The following is a 22747-nucleotide window of genomic DNA, read 5'->3' on the forward strand; positions in this document are numbered from 1 at the left end:
GCTACCCGCCGCCGTGGCCCGTCTCCACGCGCGCCCCCATTCGTGCATCGATGCGCCCCATATGCGGGATCATGGGCAAGGGCAAGCCGTAGGGTGCCCGTAACTCAAGGTGACGGCGAGAGTTGAGAGGGACGTGGAAGAGACCATCGGAGTCGAAGAGAGCATCGAGGCCGCCGGAGCGACCGGGCAGATTCCCCGGCAGCGGGGCGGGCAGTTGCTGGACCACGCGGTGCGGTACGCCGAGGAGCGCCACTGGGACGTGTTCCCCGGCACCTGGCTGGAGGCGGCCGACGGCAAGGAGCACTGCTCCTGCGGCGCCGCCGACTGCGAACGACCGGGCGCGCACGCGGCCGGGCCGGACTGGGCGAGCCAGGCCACCGGCAGCGCCACGGCGGCGCGCCGTATGTGGGGCAAGCACCCCAAGGCGTCGATCCTGCTGCCCACAGGACGGACGTTCGACGTGCTCGACCTCCCGGAGTCGGCGGGCTTCCTGGCGCTGGCCCGGCTGGAGCGGATGGAGCTGCCGCTGGGGCCGGTGTGCTGCACCCCCGACCGCCGGATGCTCTTCTTCGTCCTGCCGGGGGCGACGGCCAAGGTGCCCGACCTCGTGCGCGGTCTCGGCTGGGCCCCCAGCGCGCTGGACCTGATCACCCGGGGCGAGGGCCACTATGTGGCGGCCCCGCCGACCCGGGTCGGCGGCCGGGGCGCGGTGCAGTGGGTGCGCCGCCCCACCGAGACCAACCGCTGGCTCCCGGACGCCGAGGAACTGATCAATCCGCTGGCCTACGCCTGCGGCCGGGATGCGGCGGAGGCACGCGCCCGCGGTAACTAGCCACCGCCTCCCTAAGGTGGACCGTACCGATGTGCCCACGACCGGGGCGCACGGGAGATACGGGACATCGAAAGGCGGCATCATGTCGGAGGACCGGGCCACCGGGGCCGGTGGAGAGAGCGCGGGCGGAGCGGCGGAGGGGGCGACGCCCGCCGTTCTCGTGGAGGGGCTGTGGAAGCGGTTCGGCGAGCAGATCGCCGTCTCCGGGATCGACCTCACCCTCCCCGCGGGCAGATTCATCGGCCTGGTCGGGCCCAATGGCGCGGGCAAGACCACCACCCTCTCCATGGTGACCGGGCTGCTCCGCCCGGATCGCGGCCGGGTGGAGATAGCCGGGCACGACGTCTGGGCCGATCCGGTCGCGGTGAAGTCGCGGATCGGCGTCCTCCCCGAAGGGCTGCGGCTCTTCGAACGGCTGTCGGGCCGTGAACTCCTCGCCTACATGGGGCGGTTGCGCGGACTGCCCGGCACCGAGGTCGACAAGCGGGCCACCCAGCTCCTCGACGTCCTCGACCTCGCGGGCGCACAGCACAAGCTGGTGGTGGACTACTCCACCGGGATGCGGAAGAAGATCGGGCTCGCCGCCGCGCTGCTCCACAACCCCGAAGTCCTCTTCCTGGACGAGCCGTTCGAGGGCGTCGACCCGGTCTCGGCGCAGATCATCCGGGGCGTCCTGGAGCGGTACACCGCCTCCGGCGCGACCGTGGTCTTCTCCAGCCATGTGATGGAGCTGGTGGAGTCGTTGTGCGACTGGGTCGCCGTCATGGCGGCGGGCCGGGTCCGCGCCCAGGGCACGCTCGCGGAGGTACGGGGCGACGCGCCCACCCTCCAGCAGGCGTTCCTGGAGCTGGTCGGGGTGGGCGCCCCCGGCACCCATGAGGCCCTGGACTGGCTCGGCGGCGACCGCGCCCCGGCCGCCCCCGGCGACGGCGGCGAGCGCGCGGACGGTGGACGGTGAGCCCCTCCGCGACCCCCGGGGGGACGGCCATGGCCGCACCGGGGCACCCGATCCCGCCCCGGGCACCGGAGGGCGCCCGGCTGGCCGCCGTCTTCGTCCGGCTGAAGCTCTCCCTGCTCCGCAACGGGCTGCGCCAGTCCTCCGCCCGCACCGCCCTCTTCGTCCTCTCGCTGGTCCTGGTGGCGCTGGTCGCCGCCGGACAGCTGCTGGGGCTGGTCATGCTGCGCGGGCACGAGGACGCGGCCACCCTCACCGTCATGCTCATCGGGGTGCTGGGCCTCGGCTGGGCCGTGCTGCCGCTCTTCTTCCACAGCGGCGACGACACCCTCGACGCGACCCGGCTGGCGATGCTGCCGCTGCGGCCCCGGCCGCTGGTCGGGGCGCTGCTGGCGGGGTCGCTGGCCGGCGTCGGACCGGCCTTCGCGCTGGTGCTCGCGATCGGCTCGGCCATCGCCCTGGCGCACGGCGCCGTCGCAGCGGCCGTGGCGGTGGTGGCCGTACCGCTGACCCTGCTGGTCTGTGTGGCGCTGGCCCGCTCGATCACCGCCGCCAACACCCGGCTGCTGACCTCCCGCCGGGGCCGTGACCTGGCGGTCCTGGGCGGTCTGCTGATCGCCGTGGGGGCGCAGATCGTCAACTACGGGGTGCAGCGCGTCAGCGAGCGGAACAGCGCCGCCTCGCTGGAGCCGGTGGCCGAGATCGTACGGTGGCTGCCGCCCGCGTCGGCGGTCGGGGCGATCGACTCGGCGAGCCGGGGCTCGACCGCCGTCGCCCTGCTCCAGCTGGCGCTGACCGCGCTGACCCTGGCGGGTCTGCTGTGGTGGTGGGAGCGGAGCCTGACCCGGCTGATGACCTCCCCGGACGACTCGACGGTGGCCGCGGTGGAGCCCGCCAAGGAGCACCGCGAGGGGCCCTCCGCGCTGAGCCGGCTGCTGCCCGAGGGGCGCGCGGGGACGGCGGCGGAACGCACCCTGCGCTATGTGTGGCGCCACCCCAAGCTCAAGGCGGGGTGGGTGACGGGGCTGGCGCTCGGCCTGTTCATCCCGCTGATGAACGCCTTCCAGGGGTCGGGTTCGGTCTACGGGGCGACCTTCGCGGCGGGGCTGCTCGGCATCAATATGTACAACCAGTTCGGCCAGGACAGCTCGGCCTTCTGGATGGTGGCGCAGACCATCTCGACCTCCCGGGACGCCCGCGAGGAGCTGCGCGGGCGGGCGCTGGCGCTGCTGCTGATCACCCTCCCGTACACCGTGATCGCGGTCCTGGTGGTGGCGGCGGTGGTGGGCGACTGGTCCGAGCTGCCCTCCGCCCTGGGCCTCTCCCTCGCGGCCCTGGGCGCCCTGCTGGCGACCGGCTCGGTCGCCTCGGCGCTCTACCCGTACTCGATCCCCCAGGACGAGGCCCATAAGTCGGTGGCCCCGGGCCAGGGCGCGCTGGCCTGGCTCTCCCTCCTCGGCGGGATCCTGGCCGCGACGGTCCTCTGCGCCCCGGTGATCGCGGCCACGGTCTGGCTCCACCTCTCGGACGGCCACGATCTGCTGTGGCTGATCCTGCCCCTGGGCACGGCCTGGGGCGCCCTCCTCGCCTGGTCCGGCATCCACGTGGCGGCCCCGATGACGGCCCGCCGCCTCCCGGAAATCCTCACGGCGGTGAGCCGCGACTGAGCGAAATCAGCCTCGTGGGGGTCCCCCCGGACGAAGTCTGGGGGAGTTTGAGGAGCGGGGGTCTCGGGGGCTGGCCCCGACGTCCGCCCGAGGCGACTCGGTGCTCGGGTCCGTCCTCAAACGCCGGACCGGCTGAAATACCCGACCGTCCACCCGAGGTCACTCGGGGCCGAGGCCCGTCCTCAATCGCCGGACGGGCTGAAATACCGCGCGTCGCCCGGGCCACACGCCCCGTAACCCTACGATGTCCGGACAAGCCCCACACTCCGGATATGGACCCCCATGGAATCCGAGAGCCACCCCTCACCGGACGGTGAACGATGGGAGGCCACCGCCGCCGTCATCGCCGGCGGCGGCGCCCTCGCCGTCTGGGAGCCCGCGTTCACCCTCGGCGCCTACAACGTGATCTTCTACTACCAGCTGCTGACGCTCTGGGCCGTGTCCAGCGCGGTCCTCCTCAGCGCCCTGCTGCTGAGGGAACGCCTCCCCCGGCACGGCTGGGTCTACCCGGCCTGTCTGGCCCTCCCCACCGTATGGCTGGGCCTCGCCGCCGCCGTGCCCCACCGCGGCGGGACCCCACGGGAGCTGCTCTTCCTGGCGGGCGGCATCCTCAGCATCATCGGCACCCCGCTGCTGACCTGGCTGCTGCTGAGGATCCTGCTGTTCGGGGAGGCCGAACTCTCCGCCCGCCAGCAGCGAAGGATCGTCGGCGCGATCACCGTCGTCGGGGTGCTCGCCTTCACCCTCGGCAGACTCAATGACGTCTTTCTGACCTGCGGCGACTTCGACATCAGCGGAAACAGCGTCCCGCACGGCTGCCGCCCGGGAAGCGCCTCCCCGTTCGGCTGACAAACAGTCGGCACGCCGGGCGGCGGCCCAGGATCAGCAGTTGGCCCACCGAGTGAGCCTGAAGGAGGTCACCACGTCGTCGGCGCCGGGTGGCATCACAGGTGAGACGGCGCCGGGCGGGATGGAGTCGAAGCAACCGCCCCTGTAGTCGCGGCTGTCGTAGAAGGTGACCCAGGACGAGGTGTTGTTACGGAAGGAGCTGGCCCGGTCGTTCATGAGGTCGCCGACGTACGCCATGCTCCCGGTGGAGTAGAGCATCACGCCCCCGTGGTCCACGCTCTCCCACAGACAGAACTGGCCGGGAAGGCAGTTGTCCGGGTTCCGGGCCGCCGCCGGGGGAGCCGTGGCGAGGGCGGTGGCCAGGGCGGTGCCGAGCACGGCCAGGAGGGTCACCCCCCGGGGAGGCCGTGGGGCCGTCCGTGCCGTGGGTGCCCTGTGGGATGTCCGTGCGGTGCGTAAGGCGTACGCCATGGGATGCGGCCTCTCCGGTCCGGTCGTGCTCCGAACGACGTACCGGTGCCATGCCCCCCGGGGTGCGGGCCCACACCCGCGGGCGGCTCAGGCCACGGAGGCGGCCCGGGAGAGGGTCCAGACGTAGTACCAGGCGTTCTCGCGGAGAGCACGGGGGCTGTTGTCGGCGCCCGCCTGGAAGGCGCCCCAGAGGCCGCCCGCCGCACCGCCCGCGACCGCCGCGAGGGCGGGCTGGAGGGCGGGGCCGTAGACGGCGACCAGGCTGGCGCTGACCGTACCGACCACCGCGCCGGTCACGGCCACCGCGCGCTTGCGGCGGACCTGGTTCAGCTGGGCCCGCATGCCCCGGACCTCGTCCTCGATGCGCAGGCCGATCAGGGTCAGCGCCCGCTGGACCTCCTCCGCGCCCAGCGCGGTATCGATTCCGGCCACCTCCATCCGGAGCCGGGAGCGGAAGGCGCGATAGGCGTCGAACTCCCCGACGGTGATGGCGCCGAAGGTCTCCAGCGGGATGCCCTCCAGAAAGGGGAGTTCCAGATCCTCGATGACCGGGAGGACGATCCGGCTGGTCACCGCAGGGGTGTCGCTCTGGGCGACGACCCGGCGCCCGGTGGCGACGAAGTCCAGCAGCCTCGGTACGCCGGAGTGGACGACGGGGCGGGAGCCGTACACATGATCCGCCGGGTAGTCGTTCGGGTCACCCGCCGGTCCATGGAAGTCGCGCTCCTCGGAGACCGAGTACGTCGGCAGGTACCAGGCGGAGCCGGCCCGCATCAGGGGCTCGGCCCGGAGCAGCCAGTCGCCCAGACCGTCCAGGTCCGGGCAGAGCATGTGCAGATGCTCCTCCGTGCTCGACCCCATCGGCAGGACGAGGCTCCGCTCCTCCTCCTCGGTCTGTGGCAGCCAGGCGTCATGGCGGCTGAGCCGGGAGATCCGGTGCGCGGCGCCCTTGCCGTTGTGGGAGAGCAGCAGGGTGTCGGAGACCAGGACCGCCCGCTTGGTCAGCCGGGCGAAGTCCTCGGAGCCGACACCGATTCCGACATGGAAGCGGGAGGCGGCGAAGCGCTTCTCCTCCACGAGCCTGCGGCGGCGGCGGTGGAAGAGATGGGCGCCATAGGCCTCGGCGACCTGCCGGGGGCAGGCGCGGGTCCCGGTCGGCAGCCCCTTGAAGAAGCCGCGCATCTGCCGGGCGACCACCGCGTTCTCGACCGCCTTGGACCGGGGGAGCCATCTCATGGCCGGTGACCCTACGCGGCGGGGCGGACCCGCGCGGGGGATTCCGTACGCCTGTCCCCCGCCCGGGTGAGGGACGCCCCGGGAAGCCGGTGGCCCCTACAGGGATGTTTTCGCGTCGACCCGGGATGACCGAAGAAACGTACCGGCACTACATCGCCGCAGCTCAGCACCGTTTGTTGGACTGGACCAGCCGGGAGTGTCCAGATGCCGGACACCCTCACGAAGGGCCCCGACGACCATGGTCACCAGCCCAAACGACCATTCGGTCAGCCCTCCGCCCCTCCGTACGGCCGGAAAAGGGTGATCGATATGACGCTCACCCTGCGCTTACGTGAGACTCCTCGGCGCAACCATCCCCGGACCGAAGGAGTTCCTCCCATGCGTTCCGTACGCAGCACGATCGCCGTCTCCGCCGCGCTGGTCCTGAGCGGAACGGCGGCGGGCGTGGCCCATGCCGCCCAGGCACCGTCCGGGAGCACGGTCACCGCGGCCGACTCCCGTACCGCCCCGGCTGCCGCGCTCCCGCTCGCGTCCGGGTCGAGCACCGGGACGAAGGCCCCGGCGCACACCACCGGCACGAAGCGGCTCTTCGCGCCCTCCGCCCTGGTGCTCACCATCGGCCTCGGCGACGGGGTGGAGACCGCCGTCGCCGTCCAGCGCGCCGTCACCCTCGCCTGTGAGCCGCGCGCCATCGGCACCCACCCGTCGCCGCGCTCGGCCTGTCGTGAACTGCGCGCCGTGGACGGCGACTTCAACGCGCTCTCCTCGGGGCTGCCGGGGATCAACTGCACCCGCCAGTACGAGCCGGTCACCGTCACCGCCGACGGGGTGTGGCGGGGCCAGCGGGTCGACTGGACCGTCACCTACACCAACAGCTGTGAGATGGCGGCGGCCCTGGGCGGCGGGAAGCTCTACTCCTTCTGACCCCGCCGGCCCCTCGGACCCCTCGGCCGCCCCGGCCGGCCGAGGCGGCCGCCGCCCCCGCTCGCCCGGAGCCGCCCCGGGGCCGGGTCGTCCCCGGCCCCGGGGCCCGTCGGTGGCGGTCAGGCGACCGCGGTGAGCGGGGGCAGCGCGGCCAGGAAGGGCTCCACCACCGCGCGCCAGCCCTCCGGCTGGTCGTAGTGGACGAGATGGCCCGCGCCGTCGACCTCGGCGTACTGCCCGTACGGGAGGACCCGGACCATCTCCGTGGCCTCGGCCCGCCCCAGCTCGCCGTCGAGGCCCCGGACCACCAGGGCGGGGCAGCGCACCTGGGCCAGCTCCTCCCAGTGGGCGTCATGGGCCCAGGCCGAACGGGCCGCGAGCATCTGGCGGCGGGAGAAGACCGGACGGCGGCCGTCCGTCTCCTCCGTCATCACCTCGGCGAAGAAGTCGCCCCGCGCGGGGTTGGGGCGCTCCAGTACGGGGTCGTCGGCGCCGAACCAGCGGCGGGCGTCGGCGAGGGTGGCGAACGGCAGCGGCCAGGAGCGGAACCAGCTCTCCCACTCCCGCTGGGACGCCGCCCCCAGGGCGGAGGCCCGCATCTCGCTGAGGACCACCGCCCGGACCAGGTCGGGCCGGGCGGCGGCGAGCTGCCAGGCGGTCAGCGCGCCCATCGCATGGCCGATCACGACCACGGGGCCCAGGCCCAGCTGTTCGATCGCCGCCGCCGCGTCGGCGACGAAGACCTCCCGGGTGAACGGCCCGTCGGCCGGCTTGCCGCTGTGGCCGTGGCCCCGCTGGTCGAGGGCGACCGCCCGGTGGCGGGCGGAGAGCCAGCGGGCGGTGGCCGCCCAGTGGGAGCCCCGGCCCATCAGTCCGTGCAGCAGCAGGACCCCGGGCGCGCGGTCCCCGCCCGGGCCCCCACCCGGGTCGCCACCCATGCCCTCGGTGTCCCCAGTGACCCCCGTAACCCCTGCGTCCCCCGTAACCCCTGAATCCTCTCGATCCCCGGCTTCCCCCGGATATCCGCCGGTCTCCGGGCCGTCCCCGGCGCCCGTCCCCTTCAGCGGATCGGCGAACTCCCACGCGACGAGCGGAACCCCGCCCGCCCCGGTCACCTCGATGCGCCGCACCATGTGCCTGGCACCTCTTTCCCCTTCCCCGTTCGTCCCGCGGAGGCCGGTTCTCCGGAGCCGGTCCGCGTCGAGTCCCACCGCGTGCTGCCCGGGGTCCGTTCCGGTGCCGTCGCTCCCCCGGATGGACCCTCGCAGACTATCGAACAATCATTCGATACCGCGTGGAGCAGCAAAAACATCGTTCTGGCTCATAACACCCCTCGTTCGAGTGACCGTCCGGCAGGAATGACTCCCGCCGGGCGGGAAAGACCTTCAGCGGGAGGCGGGCCGCTCGGGGAAGACGGTCCGCGGGGAATGACCCTGGGAGCTCGGGGCTCCGGGTCAGCACAGGGGAGGACAGGCCCCGGCGCCTGCGGGCGCCGGGGCACTTCTCCGCCGGGGGCACATGCCCCGGGAGCGGGCCCCCCGGCGGGCGGGGACGGCCGGCACCCCGGGGGCGGGGATGCGCGGAAAGGGCCGGGCGGCTCCGGGAGCGGGAGCGGCCGGCGGGAAACCCTAAGGAACCGAGGCCCGGGGAGCGGACGGTGCCGAAGGCCGGGGAGCCCAGGGCACCGAAGGCCGGGGAGCCGAAGGCACCGAGCGCCGGGGAGCGGAGGGCACCGGGGCCCGGGGAGCCGAAGGTGCCGAGGTCATGGGCGACCCGCCGGGCAGGCCAGGGAAAGCGCTGTCGGGTGCGCGGGGCGCACGGCGGGCGCGTCACCTGATCCCTCCCCGGCCGCGGGTCATATGCCTCAGGAACAGCCTTGCACGCCCGCCGCCTGGACGGCGCTCTTCCGGGGGCAAAAATCGTCAGGGGCGGGCCGGATCCGGCCCGCCCCTGGATCAACTCTCCCGGGGAACCCTCTGGGAGTGGCTCAGCGCTTCGCGACGAAGACGTGCGAGGCCACGTCGGCCCCCAGCTCCGCCGCCTCACCACTGCTTCCCACCAGCACCCCGCCCGCGGACTCCGTCACGCTGACGACCGAGCCGGGCTGCACACCCGCACGGCGCAGGGTGTACATCAGCTGGGCGTCGGTCTGGATGGGCTCACCGATCCGGCGGACCACGACGGTCTTGCCGTCCGCGCCCGGGTCCAGATCGGCCAGCGAGACCATGCCCTCATCCAGGAAGGGATCGGCCTCGGCCTTCTCGCCCAGCTCCTCCAGGCCCGGGATGGGATTGCCGTACGGCGACTCGGTCGGGTGGCGCAGCAGTTCCAGCACGCGCCGCTCCACCGCCTCGCTCATCACATGCTCCCAGCGGCAGGCCTCCGCGTGGACCTGCTCCCACTCCAGGCCGATCACATCGACGAGCAGACACTCGGCGAGCCGGTGCTTGCGCATCACCCGCGTCGCCAGCCTGCGGCCTTCCTCGGTCAGCTCCAGATGGCGGTCCCCGGCGACCTGGACCAGGCCGTCGCGCTCCATGCGGGCCACGGTCTGACTGACCGTGGGCCCGCTCTGGTCAAGCCGCTCGGCGATCCGGGCTCGCATAGGAACCACACCTTCCTCTTCCAGCTCAAGGATGGTGCGGAGGTACATCTCCGTGGTGTCGATCAGTCCGGACATACGTGCCCCTCGATGAAATCGTGCCGCTGCGGCCCCGGAGTCAATTCTTACGCATCACGCCGACAACCGGGCCTTGCCAGGGGGAAACAGCTCTCCCGGGCCGGATCGCGGGCCGAATCGCGGGCCGTATTGACAGCGCAATGGTCCAGACCGCAACGTGATCGACGCCACGGGATGCCCCGGCGCGCTCCATATTTCATGCGGTTCCATCCGGTTCAACACGTTTCCACCCGGTTGCCATCCCCACCGTTCCACACCCATCCGGGCACGCGCGCCGATCCGCGTAACCGCACCACGGGAAAGGGCTCAATGATGAGCGAGAGCAAGCTGGCCGGTCAGTTCTTCGACGCCGCGATCGGTCTGCTGCACCGCGTACGGGACGAGGAGGCGGAGAACATCGCCGCCGCCGGGGAGGCCATCGCCGCCACCGTGACCGGGGGCGGACGGCTCTTCGCCTTCGGCGCCGGGCACTCCTCGCTCCCCGCGCAGGACGTGGTCTACCGCGCGGGCGGACTGGCCCTGATGAACCTGCTGGCCATCCCCGGCATGGTCGGCGTGGATGTGATGCCCGCGACGCTGGGCTCCGCGCTGGAGCGGGTCGAGGGACTGGCGGCGGCGGTCATCGACACCAGCCCGCTGCGCCGGGGTGATCTCCTGGTGATCATCTCGCTCTCCGGGCGGAACACGCTCCCGGTGGAGCTGGCCATGAACGCGCGGGCACTCGGCATCACCGTCATCGGGGTGACCTCGGTGGCGTACACGGAGGGCACCACCCCCCGGAACGCCTCGGGCACCTTCCTCAAGGACCACTGCGACATCGTCCTGGACTCCAAGATCGCCGTGGGGGACGCCGAGCTGACCCATGAGGGCATCGAGGCGCCCTTCGCCCCCGCCTCCACCGTGGTCACCAGCGCGCTGATGCAGGCGACCCTGGCGACGGCGGCCGAGCGGCTGGTGGCGCGGGGGATCGAGCCGCCGCTGCTGCGCTCCGGGAACGTCGACGGCGGGCACGAGTGGAACGGCCGGGTGATGCGGGAGTACGGGGACCGGATCTTCTACAACCGCTGACCCCAGCGCCCCCGCGCCCCCCGCGCGGGCCCGTCAGGGCTCGCGCGGCTCCCGGCCCGCCCCCGCCAGATCGAGGGCCGCCGCCACCAGCGCGGCCATGCTCTCCGCGTGCACCGCGTCCGCGCGGTCGAAGCCGGGCCGGGGCCGGGCCCGCAGAAAGGTGAGCACCCCCAGCGGACGCCCCCGGGAGCGCAGCGGGGTGCAGAGCGCGTGCGCGGTCCCCGGCGGCCACCGGCGGTCCCGGGCCCAGGCCCCCTCCGCCGGAGCACCCGGGGACGCCGAAGCACCCGGGTGCTCGGGTTCGGGGGCGCTCGCCCGGAGCGACCCCGTCCGGTCGGCCGCCTGGAGCGCCGGATGCCCCCGGGGATAGCGCGCCGGGATCCCGCCCCCCGGCAGCGCCACACAGGGCCCCGGCGCCGGCGCCGGGGTGGCCGCCGCCCGCACCAGCCGGACCGGCGCCCCCTCCGCCGTACCCGGCTCCACCAGATCGATCAGCACATGGTCGGCGAACCCGGCCAGCGCGAAGTCCGCGTACGCCGTCGCCGCCTCCATCGGGTCCTCGCACTCCCCCGCCGCCCGGACCGCCCGGTGCAGCTGGCTGGCCCGGAACCGCAGCCGGTCCGCCTCCTGCTCCGCCGTCCTGGCCTCGGTCACATCGTGGAAGAGCCACCCGACGCCCAGCGGCACCGGCTGCTCGGCCAGCGGGGAGGCCAGCCGGACGAACCCGCTGCGCCAGCAGCGCCGTACCGGCTCCCCGTCCGGCCCCGGCAGCGCCACCCAGATCTCGGTGATCCCGCGCGGGACCCCCTCCGACAGGGTGTGCTGGAGCGCCCCCTCCAGCTCGTCCACGCCCTGGAGGACCAGCTCGCCCAGGGGGCGGCCCAGCGGCGGGGTACGGCCCGTGCCCAGCGCCCGCGCGGCGACGGCGTTGACCACGGTGGGCCGCAGATCGACATCGACCAGGACCACCCCCCAGGGGGCGTCCTCGAACAGCGCCTCGCTCAGCGCGATCGACCGCTCCAGATCGATCTGGGCGTGGACCTCGGTGAAGGCGCAGTAGACCCCCGCCGGTTCGCCGTCGCCGCCGAGGACCCGCGCGGACTGGGCCCGTACCAGCACCCGTCCGCCGTCCTTGCGCAGCAGCGCGAACTCATGGACGGTACGGCCCGGTCGGCGCATGGCGGAGAGCAGCCGCTCGGTGGTCCGCCCGGCGTCGGCGGAGCGCGCGGCCCACCCGGCGAAGCCGCGCCGCCCGACGGCGTCCCGGGCGCTCCAGCCGAGGACGCGTTCGGCCTCGCGGTTCCAGTGGGTGATCACGCCGTCCGCGTCGAGGGCGCAGAGGGCGGCGTCCATGCCGTCGAGCAGCGCGGCGAGGAGTTCCGCCCCCGCATGCGCCGCCGCCAGCACCGGCTCACCGTTAGAAGCACTCATTCCCCTGCCCCCCAGGGCCCGACGGTGTGTGCGTTCTCGCACGTCAGGGCCTATTCAACTGGAGCGTGACGCACGACACACCGGTATCCGGCCCCTCGTTGGCCGTGGAACGGTGCCAGAACGGCCGAAATAATTCGCTTGAGCCTTCCGGGGGACCGGTTCTACCGTGAGGGCACACGACGAAAGGAGGTGATCCGGAAGTGGTTGATTCTCGGATGCGTGAGGTGGCTGCGGGCTAAAGGCCCGTCGTCGCACTCCTAGTGCAGTCGGCGGGCCTCCCGCCGCAATCCAGCAGTCACCCGACCCGTGGGCCGCCGGCCATCCGACCGGCATTCTCCGTAACGTACGGCGGAGAAGCAGGCCCACGGGTCGCCTGCGTTCCCGGGCGACCCCGAGAAGGGCCCGGGCGGCCGCGAGAAGGGCCCGGGCGACCCCGACGGAGGACCCCGGGCGGGCGTACGGGGCTCAGGGAGCCAGCCGCTCCACCCGCCAGCCGTCCTCGCCCTCGGCCACGTACCGCAGCCGGTCGTGCAGCCGGTTCTCGTGCCCCTGCCAGAACTCCACCGTCTCCGGCGCCACCCGGAGGCCGCCCCACCCGGCCGGCGCGGGCACCTGCTCCCCCTCCGGATAGCGGGCCGCGAGCTTCTCGTACCGCTCCAGCAGCTCCCCCCGGGAGCCCAGCACCGTCGACTGCTCACTCGCCCAGGCGCCCAGCTGGGAGCCGTGCGGACGGCTGCGGAAGTACGCCGCCGTCTCGTCCCGGCCCACCCGGGCGGCCCGGCCCGTCACCACGATCTGGCGGGCGATCGGATGCCAGGGGAAGAGCAGCGAGACCCGGTCGTTGGCGGCGATCTCCCGGCCCTTGCGCGAGTCGTAGTTGGTGAAGAAGACAAAGCCCCGGGAGTCGTACCGCTTCAGCAGCACCATCCGGGTGGAGGGCCGGCCGTCCGGGGTCGCGGTCGCCACCACCATCGCATTGGGCTCGGGCAGCCCCGCGGCGGTGGCCTGGAGGAACCAGCGGGCGAACTGGTCCATCGGCGTGGCGGCCAGCTCCGTCTCCAGCAGCGGCGTGGAGCGGTACTGCTCCCGCATCACGGCCGGGTCCGGCGGGGTGTCGGCCCGGGTGTCGACCTGCGGGTCGGCCCGGAGATCGGCCAGGGGGTCGGTATCCGGTGTCGGCTTCGGGGCGGCGGCGTCGGTCACACCGCCCATCCTGCCGCAGGGAGGCAGTGTGCCCCCCGTCGAATGCGGTTAATCCTCCCGGAGTGGGTAGCCGGAGTGTGCCGGTTCTCACGCTTCCCCGCACCGGGCGAACCGGTCAAAATCCTGTTCCGGCCGCCGGGGTACCCGTATCCCTGTCCGTATACGCGTCATACGCGTCCGGATCCGGATCCGTGTACGTGTACGTCGTGCCGCCCGCCGTATCCATCGTGAGGAGCGCTCATGTCCGACTTCGTGCCCGGTCTCGAAGGAGTCGTCGCGTTCGAGACGGAGATCGCCGAACCCGACAAGGAGGGCGGCGCCCTCCGCTACCGGGGCGTCGACATCGAGGACCTCGTCGGCAAGGTGCCCTTCGGCCAGGTCTGGGGGCTGCTGGTGGACGGCGCCTTCGAGCCGGGGCTGCCGCCCGCCGAGCCCTTCCCCATCCCGGTGCACTCCGGGGACATCCGGGTCGATGTGCAGTCCGCGCTGGCGATGCTCGCCCCGGTGTGGGGGCTGCGGCCGCTGCTCGACATCGACGCGGAGCGGGCCCGGGAGGATCTGGCGCGGGCGGCGGTGATGGCCCTGTCGTACGTCGCCCAGAGCGCCCGGGGCCAGGGGCTGCCGATGGTGCCGCAGCGGGAGATCGACCGGGCGGAGTCGGTGGTCGAGCGCTTTATGATCCGCTGGCGCGGGGAGCCGGACCCGCGTCATGTGAAGGCGGTGGACGCCTACTGGACCTCGGCCGCCGAGCACGGCATGAACGCCTCCACCTTCACCGCCCGGGTCATCGCCTCCACCGGGGCGGATGTGGCGGCGGCGCTGTCGGGGGCGGTCGGCGCGATGTCCGGGCCGCTGCACGGCGGGGCGCCCTCCCGGGTGCTCGGCATGATCGAGGAGATCGAGCGGACCGGCGACGCGGTGGGGTACGTCCGGAGCGCGCTCGACCGGGGCGAGCGGCTGATGGGCTTCGGCCACCGGGTCTACCGGGCCGAGGACCCGCGCGCCCGGGTGCTCCGGCGCACCGCGAAGGAGCTGGGGGCGCCCCGGTACGAGGTGGCCGAGGCACTGGAGCGGGCGGCCCTGGAGGAGCTGCACCACCGCCGCCCGGACCGGGTGCTCGCGACCAATGTGGAGTTCTGGGCGGCGATCACGCTGGACTTCGCCGAGGTCCCGGCGCACATGTTCACCTCGATGTTCACCTGTGCCCGTACGGCGGGCTGGTCGGCGCACATCCTGGAGCAGAAGCGCACGGGCCGGCTGGTCCGCCCCTCGGCCCGCTACACCGGGCCCGGGACGCGCGACCCGCGCGGGATCCCGGGGTTCACCGGCTGACCGTCCGGCCGGCGGGAGGCTCCGCGGGGGCTACAGCCTCCACGCCGCCTCCCGCCGTTCCAGGAAGGCGGTCATGCCCTCACGGGCCTCGGCGGTGGCGAAGAGGGTGGCCGAGCGCCGCACCAGATCCTCCGCGTCCCGCTCGAACGCCTCCAGCACCCGCGCGGTGACCAGCTCCTTGGCGGCGGCCAGCCCCTGCGGCGAGGCCCGGCGCAGCCCGTCCAGGATGGGTGCGAGGGCCTCGTCCACCCCCTCCGTACCGGCTCTGGCGGCCAGGGTCAGCAGTCCGATCCGGGCCGCCTCCGCCGCGCCGAAGGTCTCCCCGGTGAGGTAGTAGCGCTCCGCCGACCGGGGGTCGAGCCGGGGCAGCAGCGGCAGCGAGATCACCGCCGGGGCCACCCCGATCCGTACCTCCGTGAAGGCGAAGTCCGCCGTCGCCGAGGCCACCGCGATGTCACAGGCGCCCAGCAGTCCCAGCCCGCCCGCGCGGGTCCGGCCGGTGACCCTGGCCACCACCGGCTTGGGCAGGGTGACGATCCGCCGCAGCAGATCGACGAAGGTGTACGGGCTGGGCGGCGCCTTGAGGTCGGCGCCCGCGCTGAAGACCGGGCCGGTGTGGGTGAGCAGGACCGCCCGTACGGAGGTGTCGGCGGCGCACTCCTCCAGCGCCCCGGCCAACTCGCCCACCAGCCGCGCGGAGAGCGCGTTCCGGTTGTCGGGCGAGTCGAGGGTGAGGGTGGCGACGCCGCGCTCGTACGCGATGGCGACCCGTCGTGTCATGGTGTGCCGTCCTCCCGGTCGCCCGGCCCGTCCGGGCCGGGCCGCCTGTCCAGCTTTCTGAGTTCCCGCCGGAGGATCTTGCCCGAGGCCGCTCGGGGCACACCGGAGACGAACGAGACCCGCCGGATCCTCTTGTACGGGGCGACGCGCGCGGCGACATAGGCCATCACCGCCGCCTCGGTGAGCGAGGCGGCGTTCGGGCGGCGGACCACACAGGCGTACGGGATCTCCATGCCGTCCTCGTCGTACCGTCCGATCACCGCCGCGTCGGCGATCTGTTCATGGGTGAGCAGCACCGCCTCCAGTTCGGCGGGGGCGACCTGGTACCCCTTGTACTTGATCAGTTCTTTCACCCGGTCCACGACGAAGAGCCAGCCGTCCGCGTCGACCCGGCCGACATCGCCGGTGCGCAGCCAGCCGTCGGCGTCGATCATCTCGGCGGTGGCCTCGGGGCGGCCCAGATAGCCCTTCATCACCTGGGGGCCCCGGATGGCGATCTCGCCCTCCTCGCCCGGTCCCACGGTCCGTGCCGGGTCGGTGAGGGAGAGCAGCCGCATCTCGGTGGAGGGGGCGAGGAGTCCGACCGAGCCCGGTGGGGCGGTGCGGTCGTGCAGCGGGACGACATGGCTGCCCGGGGAGAGTTCCGTCATCCCGTACGCCTGGCCGATCGGCGGCAGTCCGAGCCGGGTGGCGCAGGCGGTGGCCAGGGCGGCGTCGAGCGGGGCGGCGCTGGAGATCAGGTACTCCAGCGAGGAGAGGTCGTACCGGTCCACGGCGGGGTGTTTCGCCAGGGCCAGCACGATCGGCGGGGCGACATAGAGCGCGGTGATCCGGTGGCGTTCGACGGCGGCGAGAAAGGACTCCAGCTCGAAGCGGGGCAGGACGACGACGGTGGCGCCGTGCCGCAGGGGCGCGTTCATCAGTCCGGCGATGCCGTAGATGTGGAAGAACGGCAGGACGGCGAGGATGCGGTCGCCGGGTGCCATGGACAGCATCGGCTGGAACTGGGCGAGGTTGGTGGCGAGGTTGCGGTGGGTGAGCATCACGCCCTTGGGGGTGCCGGTGGTGCCCGAGGAGTAGGGCAGCAGGGCGACATCGGTCCCGGGGTCGACGGCGACGACGGGTTCGGGGGCGGTGGAGTCGAGCATTCCGGGGATGCCCCGGTGTCCCTCGGCCCGGTCGAAGACAAAGATCTCCTGGATGCCGGGGGCGAGTTCGGCGGCGCGGCGCGCGGTCTCCAGGAGCGGCGCGGCGGTGACGATCCAGCGGGTGCCCGAGTCCCTGAGCTGCCGGGCCAGCTCCTCGGCGGTGGACAGCGGATGGGCGGTGGTGACGGTGGCGCCCGCGCGGCTCGCCCCGTACAGAACGGCGGGGTAGAGCACCGAGTTGGGGCCGTGCAGGGCGAGGACATCGCCCTTGCGGACCCCGGCGTCGGCGAGGGCGGCGGCGATCCGGCGGTGGGCGCGGTCGAGTTCGGCGTAGCTGACGGTGGCGCCGCTCAGCCCGTCGATCAGGGCGGTGGAGTCGCCGTAGGAGGCGGCGGTGGCGAGGACGGCGTCATGGAGGGGGACGGCGACGGGCTCCACGTCCGGGTAGCGGCTGCGGTGGATGCCGTCGGCGGGCCCGGCGCCGCGCCCCCCTGCGGCCCCTGCGACCCCTGTGGCTCCTGCGGCTTCTCCAGCCCTTGTGACTTCTCCGGCCTCGCTGGATTCGGCCGACCCTCTGGCCTCGCTGGATTCGGTGGACTCACTGGCGGTGGATTCGGTGGATTCGGTGGACACCTCGGGGTCTCCTCGCCGTTCGGAGCGGACGCGCGGTGGACTCACGGGAACGGGTTCAGAATCGCGGCTCTCAGTACGACTTGGGGAGACCCAGGGACTGGTGGGACACGTAGTTGAGGATCATCTCGCGGCTGACCGGGGCGACCCGGGCCACCCGGGCGGCGGTGACCAGGGCGGCGAGGCCGTACTCCCGGGTGAGGCCGTTCCCGCCGAGGGTGTGCACCGCCGTGTCGACGGCGGCGACACAGGCCTCCGCCGCCGCGTACTTGGCCATATTGGCCGCCTCGCCCGCGCCCGTGTCGTCGCCGCTGTCATGGAGCCGGGCGGCCTTCGCCGTCATCAGCCGGGCGAGTTCGAGTTCGATGTGGCTGCGGGCGAGCGGATGGGCGATGGCCTGGTGGGCGCCGATCGGGGTGGCCCAGACCTGGCGCTCCCGGGCGTACCGGACGGCCCGCTCCAGCGCGTGGCGGCCGGTGCCGATGGCGAGCGCGGCGGACATCACCCGCTCCGGGTTGAGCCCGGCGAAGAGCTGGAGCAGCCCCGCGTCCTCGTCCCCGACGAGTGCGTCGGCGGGCAGCCGGACCCCGTCGAGGACCAGCTCGAACTGGCGCTCCGGGGAGCGCAGCTCCATCTCGATGGGGGTACGGGTGAACCCTTCGGCGTCCCGGTCCACGATGAAGAGACAGGGCTTGAGCCGTCCGGTCCGGGCGTCCTCGGTCCGGCCGACGATCAGGGTCGCGTCCGCGATGTCCACCCCGGAGATGAAGACCTTGCGGCCGGTGAGGACCCAGCCGTCGCCGTCCCGGCGGGCGGTGGTGGTGATCCGGTGGGAGTTGGACCCGGCGTCCGGCTCGGTGATGCCGAAGGCCATGACACGCGAGCCGTCGGCGAACCCCGGCAGCCAGCTCCGGCGCTGCTCCGGGGTGCCGAAGCGGGCGATGACGGTGGCGCAGACGGCGGGCGACACCACCATCATCAGCAGCGGACAGCCGGCGGTGGCCAACTCCTCCAGCACGATGGCGAGTTCGCTGAGTCCGGCGCCCCCGCCGCCGTACTCCTCGGGGACCGCGACCCCGAGATAGCCGAGGGCGCCCGCCTCGGCCCAGAGCCGCTCCCGGTCGCAGCCGGGTCCGTGCCGCCGCCCGAACTCGGCGACGGCGGCCCGGAGCGCCCGCTGCTCGGGGGTCTCCCCGTCCGCGCCGGGGGTTCCGGCGGGCGGAGTGTGCGTACGGGTGGTGGTCATACGGTCGTCTCCCCCTGTGCGGTAGTGGCGGCCGGTGCGGTATCCGTGGCGCCGCGCGGCGCCACGGGCTGTACGGGTACGGCCCCCTCGGACCCGGGCCCGCCGGGCGCGACGGGCCGCCGCCCGGAAACGGATCCCTCGGGCCCAGGCCGTCCGGCTTCGGGCACTACGGGCACCGACTCGTCCGGACCAGGCTCCCTGGACACGCGCCCGCTCGACGCCATGGACCAACCGGAAACGGCCCGGGGGGATCCGGGCTCCTCAGACCCCGGCCTCTCGGGTCCCGGCCCGCCCGGAGGGCCGACCGCAGGCCTGTCCGGGGGCCCGCCCGGGGCCGCATCCGGATCCGGGGCCGAGGACGGGTCCCGAGTCCCGGCCGAGGGCGAGTCGGGCCCCAGGGACGAAGCCGGGGGCGGATCCAGGGGTCCGGCCGCAGGCATTTCCGAGGCCGAGGCCGGCTCGGAGGCCGAGGGCGTGCCCCGGGTCCCATCCGGGGCCGAGGCCGGGAGTGGGTCGGGGGGCCTGCCCGGGGTCCTATCCGGGCCCGAGGACGGGTGCAGGGGCGGGAGCGGTGGCGGGGCCGAGGGTGTGTCCCAGGGATCGGCCGGGGGCGGGTCCGGGTGTCCGGCAACAGGCGGGTCCGGAGGCCCGGCCGGGTCCGGGTCCTCGTGGACGACCGCCAGCAGCGCCCCCGTCTCCACCACCCGCCCCGCGACCGCGTGCAGCGCGCTCAGCGTCCCGGTCGCCGGTGCCGCGATCAGATGCCGCATCTTCATCGCCTCCAGCCAGACCAGCGGCTGCCCCCGCACCACCCGGGCCCCCTCGGTGAGCCCGTCCGCGACCCGGACCACCGTGCCCGGCATCGGCGCGAGCAGCGACCCCGGCTCCCGCCGCTCGCCCGGCTCCGGGAAGCGGGGCAGCGCGGTCAGGGCGGTGTGGCCCGCGTGCACCCGTTCCCCGTACCGGGACACCTGCCAGCTCCTCCGTACCCCGTAGACCTCCAGGACGACCCGGTCGGGCGCGGCGCCGACCACCCGTACCCCCGGGAAGTCCTCGGCGGTGAGCCCGTCCCGGGTGTGCCGGTAGCGGATCTCGTGCACGGTGTCGCCCGCCGCGTCGCGGTAGCGCCGTACCGCAGGCTGGGAGGGCAGATTGCGCCAGCCGCCGAAGCGGGAACGGGCCGCCGAGACGGTGGCGTCGGCGAGGGCCGCCGCCAGCGGGGCGTACGGATCGGGGGCGGGCCGGGCGAGGTCGGCCCGGTGGCGTTCGAGGAAGCCGGTGTCGATCCGGCCGGCGAGCAGATCGGGATGGCCGAGGACCCGTATCAGCAGGCCGAGATTGGTGGCCGGGCCGTGCGCCCGGGTCCGTTCGAGGGCGCCGGAGAGCCGGCGCAGCGCCTCGTCCCGGGTGGGCGCCCAGGCGATCACCTTGGCGAGGAGCGCGTCGTAGTGGACGGGGACGGTGTCGCCGTCGGCGTACCCGGTGTCCAGGCGCAGCCCCGGCCCCCCGGGGACGTCGAGCCGGTGGAGGACTCCCCCGCGCGGGGCCCACTCCTGGGCCGGGTCCTCGGCGTAGAGCCGGGCCTCGACGGCATGGCCCCGGGGCGCGGGCTGCCCGTGCGGCAGCGCGCGGCCCTCCGCGATCCGCAGCTGCCAGGCCACCAGGTCGATCCCGAAGACCTCCTCGGTGACGGGGTGTTCGACCTGGAGGCGGGTGTTCATCTCCAGGAAGTGCGGCGGTCCGGACGGGGGTACGAGGAACTCGACGGTGCCCGCGCCGGTGTAGCCGACGACCCGGGCGACCGCAGCCGACGCCTCCTGGACGGCGATGACGGTCGCCGGGGGCAGTCCGGGCGCCGGGGACTCCTCGACGACCTTCTGGTGCCGGCGCTGGAGGGAGCAGTCCCGGGTGCCCAGCGTCCAGACGGTGCCCCGCCCGTCGGCGAGGATCTGCACCTCCACATGGCGGGCGTGCTCGATGTACGGCTCGGCGAACACCTCCCCGTCGCCGAAGGCGGACTCGGCCTCGGCGCGGGCCGCCGCGAGCGCTCCGGGGAGTTCGGCGAGTTCGCGGACGATCCGCAGCCCGCGCCCGCCGCCGCCGGCCGCCGCCTTGACCAGGAGCGGCAGATCGGCCCCGGTGACCCGGTCCGGGTCGGGCGGCTCGGGGGCGCCCATGAGCCGCCGGGCCCGGGTCTTGGAGGCCATGGCCTCGACGGCGGCCGGGGGCGGGCCGACCCAGATCAGCCCGGCGGCGAGCACGGCACGGGCGAACTCCGCGTTCTCGGAGAGGAAGCCGTAGCCGGGGTGGACGGCGTCGGCCCCGGCGGCGAGGGCGGCGTCGATCAGCGCCCCGGCGCGGAGATAGGTGTCGGCGGGGGCGGCGCCCGGGAGCCGTACGGCGAGGTCGGCCGAGCGGACGTGGAGGGCGTCGGCGTCGGGGTCGGAGTGGACGGCGACGGTGGTGATGCCCAGCTCGCGGCAGGTGCGCAGGATGCGGCAGGCGATTTCGCCCCGGTTGGCGACGAGGAGGGTGCGGATGACCCGTACGGACGCCTCCCCGCCCCCGGTCCTTCCGGCCCCGGTCCTTCCGCCCCCGTCCCTGCCCAGGTGATCCATCGTGGTCATGGCCCTCACATCCGGAAGACGCCGAAGCCGCCGCGCGCGCCTTCGACGGGGGCGGTGTGGATCGCGGAGAGACAGATCCCGAGGACCGTACGGGTGTCCCGGGGGTCGATCACCCCGTCGTCGTACAGCAGCCCGGAGAGGAACACGGGCAGGGACTCGGCCTCCACCCGCCCCTCGACCACGGCCCGCAGCGCACCGTCCGCCTCCTCGTCGTACGGCTCGCCCCTGCCCTGCGCCGACGCCCGCGCGACCAGCGAGAGCACCCCCGCGAGCTGGCGCGGCCCCATGACGGCGGAGCGGGCGCTGGGCCAGGCGAAGAGGAAACGGGGGTCGAAGGCGCGCCCGCACATGCCGTAGTGGCCGGCCCCGTAGGAGGCGCCCAGCAGGACCGAGAGATGCGGGACGGTGGAGTTGGCCACCGCGTTGATCATCAGGGCGCCCTGTTTGATGATCCCGCCCTGTTCGTACTCCTTGCCGACCATGTACCCGGTGGTGTTGTGGAGGAAGAGGAGGGGGATGTCCCGCTGGTTGGCGAGCTGGATGAAGTGGGCCGCCTTCTCGGACTCGGTCCCGGTCAGCACCCCCTGGGCGTTGGCCAGCACCCCGAGGGGATAGCCGTGGAGCCGGGCCCAGGCGGTGACCAGGCTGGGCCCGTACAACGGCTTGAACTCGTCGTACGCCGAACCGTCCACGATCCGCGTGATCACCTCGCGGGGGTCGAACGGGGTCCGCAGATCCTCCGGGACGATGTCGAGGAGCCCGTCGGCGGGGTGCAGCGGCGGCGGCGCGGGCGGCGGATCGGGGTGCGCCTTGCGGTGGTTGAGCCGGGCGACGATCCGGCGGGCCCGGCGCAGCGCGTCCGGCTCGTCGTCGGCGAAGTGGTCGGCGAGGCCGGAGACCCGGGCGTGCATCGCGGCGCCGCCGAGGGACTCGTCGTCGCTCTCCTCGCCGGTGGCCATGCGGACCAGCGGCGGTCCGCCGAGGAAGACCTTGGACCGTCCGTCGATCATGACGGTGTGGTCGGACATCCCGGGGACATAGGCGCCGCCCGCCGTGGCGGTGCCGAAGACGACGGCGACGGTGGGGATCCGGGCGGCGGAGAGCCGGGTGAGGTCGCGGAAGACGGCGCCGCCGGGGATGAAGATCTCCTTCTGGGAGTCGAGATCGGCGCCGCCGGACTCCACCAGGGAGATCAGCGGGAGACGGTTGGCGTACGCGATCCCGTGCGCCCGCAGGATCTTCCTGAGGGTCCAGGGGTTGGTGGCACCGCCCCGTACGGTCGGATCGTGGGCGACGATCACGCACTCCACGCCCTCGACCACCCCGAGCCCGGTGACGACGGAGGCGCCGACGGGGTGCGGGCTGCCCCAGGCGGCGAGCGGGGACAGCTCCAGGAAGGGCGCGTCGGGGTCGATCAGCAGCTCCACGCGTTCCCGGGCGAGGAGCTTGCCCCGGGCGCGGTGGCGGGCGGTGTACGTGGGGCCGCCGCCCGCGAGCGCCTTGGCGTGCTCGGCGTCGAGCGCGGCGAGCCGGTCGAGCATGGCGGTACGGCGCCCCGCGCGCGTGTCGTCGTCGTGCGGGACCCGCTGCGGTACGGGGTGCTGCTCGGGCGGTACGGGGTCGCTCATGGTGGACCTCCGGGGTGGGCGCCGGGCACGGGGAAGGCGG

At 73.9% G+C, this 22747-nt stretch carries 17 protein-coding genes and 1 pseudogene; 7 read left to right on the forward strand and 11 right to left on the reverse strand.

Features of this window, described 5'->3' with window-relative positions:
* The first annotated feature begins 133 nt into the window (after positions 1-133).
* The 4 genes from ABT354_RS12165 (at position 134) to ABT354_RS12180 (ending at position 4303) form a co-directional block, all read left to right on the forward strand.
* Positions 134-832: a bifunctional DNA primase/polymerase gene (locus ABT354_RS12165; RefSeq protein WP_351492355.1), complete on the forward strand. Its 699-nt coding sequence runs from the start codon at positions 134-136 to the stop codon at positions 830-832.
* Positions 833-914: 82 nt separating this feature from the next.
* Positions 915-1790: an ABC transporter ATP-binding protein gene (locus ABT354_RS12170; protein ID WP_351492357.1), complete on the forward strand. Its 876-nt coding sequence runs from the start codon at positions 915-917 to the stop codon at positions 1788-1790.
* Positions 1791-1819: 29 nt separating this feature from the next.
* Positions 1820-3454, forward strand: a complete 1635-nt coding sequence (locus tag ABT354_RS12175) for a transporter (protein WP_351492359.1) — start codon at positions 1820-1822, stop codon at positions 3452-3454.
* Positions 3455-3736: 282 nt separating this feature from the next.
* Positions 3737-4303 (forward strand): hypothetical protein, encoded by a 567-nt coding sequence (locus ABT354_RS12180; protein ID WP_351492361.1) that lies wholly within the window; start codon positions 3737-3739, stop codon positions 4301-4303.
* Between the two features lie 33 nt (positions 4304-4336).
* On the opposite strand, the gene ABT354_RS12185 is transcribed toward ABT354_RS12180, so the two are convergent.
* Together ABT354_RS12185 and ABT354_RS12190 are read right to left on the reverse strand one after the other, a co-directional pair.
* A complete protein-coding gene (locus tag ABT354_RS12185; protein WP_351492363.1) occupies positions 4337-4681 on the reverse strand; it encodes a peptidase inhibitor family I36 protein in 345 nt (114 codons plus the stop codon).
* A 180-nt stretch (positions 4682-4861) separates the two neighbouring features.
* Entirely contained in the window at positions 4862-6010 is a 1149-nt protein-coding gene (locus ABT354_RS12190) for a hypothetical protein (protein ID WP_351492365.1), read from the reverse strand.
* Positions 6011-6388: 378 nt separating this feature from the next.
* Here ABT354_RS12190 and ABT354_RS12195 point away from each other — a divergent pair, with 378 nt between their 5' ends.
* On the forward strand, positions 6389-6934 hold the full coding sequence (locus ABT354_RS12195; protein WP_351492367.1) for a subtilase-type protease inhibitor: 546 nt from the start codon (positions 6389-6391) through the stop codon (positions 6932-6934).
* 119 nt (positions 6935-7053) lie between these two features.
* On the opposite strand, the gene ABT354_RS12200 is transcribed toward ABT354_RS12195, so the two are convergent.
* Together ABT354_RS12200 and ABT354_RS12205 are read right to left on the reverse strand one after the other, a co-directional pair.
* Positions 7054-8067, reverse strand: coding sequence for an alpha/beta fold hydrolase (locus ABT354_RS12200; RefSeq protein ID WP_351492369.1), 1014 nt, complete (start codon positions 8065-8067; stop codon positions 7054-7056).
* Positions 8068-8921: 854 nt separating this feature from the next.
* Entirely contained in the window at positions 8922-9614 is a 693-nt protein-coding gene (locus ABT354_RS12205; RefSeq protein WP_351492371.1) for an iron-dependent transcriptional repressor DtxR, read from the reverse strand.
* Between the two features lie 312 nt (positions 9615-9926).
* Here ABT354_RS12205 and ABT354_RS12210 point away from each other — a divergent pair, with 312 nt between their 5' ends.
* Complete coding sequence (locus ABT354_RS12210) at positions 9927-10682, forward strand: SIS domain-containing protein (RefSeq protein WP_351492373.1); 756 nt, start codon at positions 9927-9929, stop codon at positions 10680-10682.
* A 33-nt stretch (positions 10683-10715) separates the two neighbouring features.
* Here the strand turns inward: ABT354_RS12210 and ABT354_RS12215 are convergent, their stop codons facing one another.
* Together ABT354_RS12215 and pdxH are read right to left on the reverse strand one after the other, a co-directional pair.
* Positions 10716-12113: a PAS domain-containing protein gene (locus tag ABT354_RS12215; RefSeq protein WP_351492375.1), complete on the reverse strand. Its 1398-nt coding sequence runs from the start codon at positions 12111-12113 to the stop codon at positions 10716-10718.
* Between the two features lie 465 nt (positions 12114-12578).
* Positions 12579-13325 (reverse strand): pyridoxamine 5'-phosphate oxidase, encoded by a 747-nt coding sequence (pdxH, locus tag ABT354_RS12220; RefSeq protein WP_502983395.1) that lies wholly within the window; start codon positions 13323-13325, stop codon positions 12579-12581.
* 231 nt (positions 13326-13556) lie between these two features.
* Here pdxH and ABT354_RS12225 point away from each other — a divergent pair, with 231 nt between their 5' ends.
* Positions 13557-14648, forward strand: coding sequence for a citrate synthase 2 (locus ABT354_RS12225; protein WP_351492378.1), 1092 nt, complete (start codon positions 13557-13559; stop codon positions 14646-14648).
* A gap of 30 nt (positions 14649-14678) precedes the next feature.
* Here the strand turns inward: ABT354_RS12225 and ABT354_RS12230 are convergent, their stop codons facing one another.
* From ABT354_RS12230 to ABT354_RS12250, 5 genes and pseudogenes are all read right to left on the reverse strand, one after another.
* A complete protein-coding gene (locus tag ABT354_RS12230) occupies positions 14679-15428 on the reverse strand; it encodes an enoyl-CoA hydratase family protein (RefSeq protein ID WP_351492380.1) in 750 nt (249 codons plus the stop codon).
* Positions 15425-17038, reverse strand: a complete 1614-nt coding sequence (locus ABT354_RS12235; protein WP_351492626.1) for a 4-coumarate--CoA ligase family protein — start codon at positions 17036-17038, stop codon at positions 15425-15427. The genes ABT354_RS12230 and ABT354_RS12235 overlap by 4 nt, the downstream gene beginning before the upstream one ends.
* A 241-nt stretch (positions 17039-17279) precedes the next feature.
* Positions 17280-18452, reverse strand: a complete 1173-nt coding sequence (locus ABT354_RS12240; RefSeq protein WP_351492382.1) for an acyl-CoA dehydrogenase family protein — start codon at positions 18450-18452, stop codon at positions 17280-17282.
* Between the two features lie 653 nt (positions 18453-19105).
* Positions 19106-20992, reverse strand: a pseudogene (locus ABT354_RS12245) (acetyl/propionyl/methylcrotonyl-CoA carboxylase subunit alpha); the annotation flags it as partial.
* Between the two features lie 92 nt (positions 20993-21084).
* Positions 21085-22707 (reverse strand): acyl-CoA carboxylase subunit beta, encoded by a 1623-nt coding sequence (locus ABT354_RS12250; RefSeq protein WP_502983396.1) that lies wholly within the window; start codon positions 22705-22707, stop codon positions 21085-21087.
* Between the last annotated feature and the right edge of the window lie 40 nt (positions 22708-22747).

The sequence above is a fragment of the Streptomyces sp. NPDC000594 genome, assembly GCF_040299965.1.
Lineage (GTDB): Bacteria > Actinomycetota > Actinomycetes > Streptomycetales > Streptomycetaceae > Streptomyces.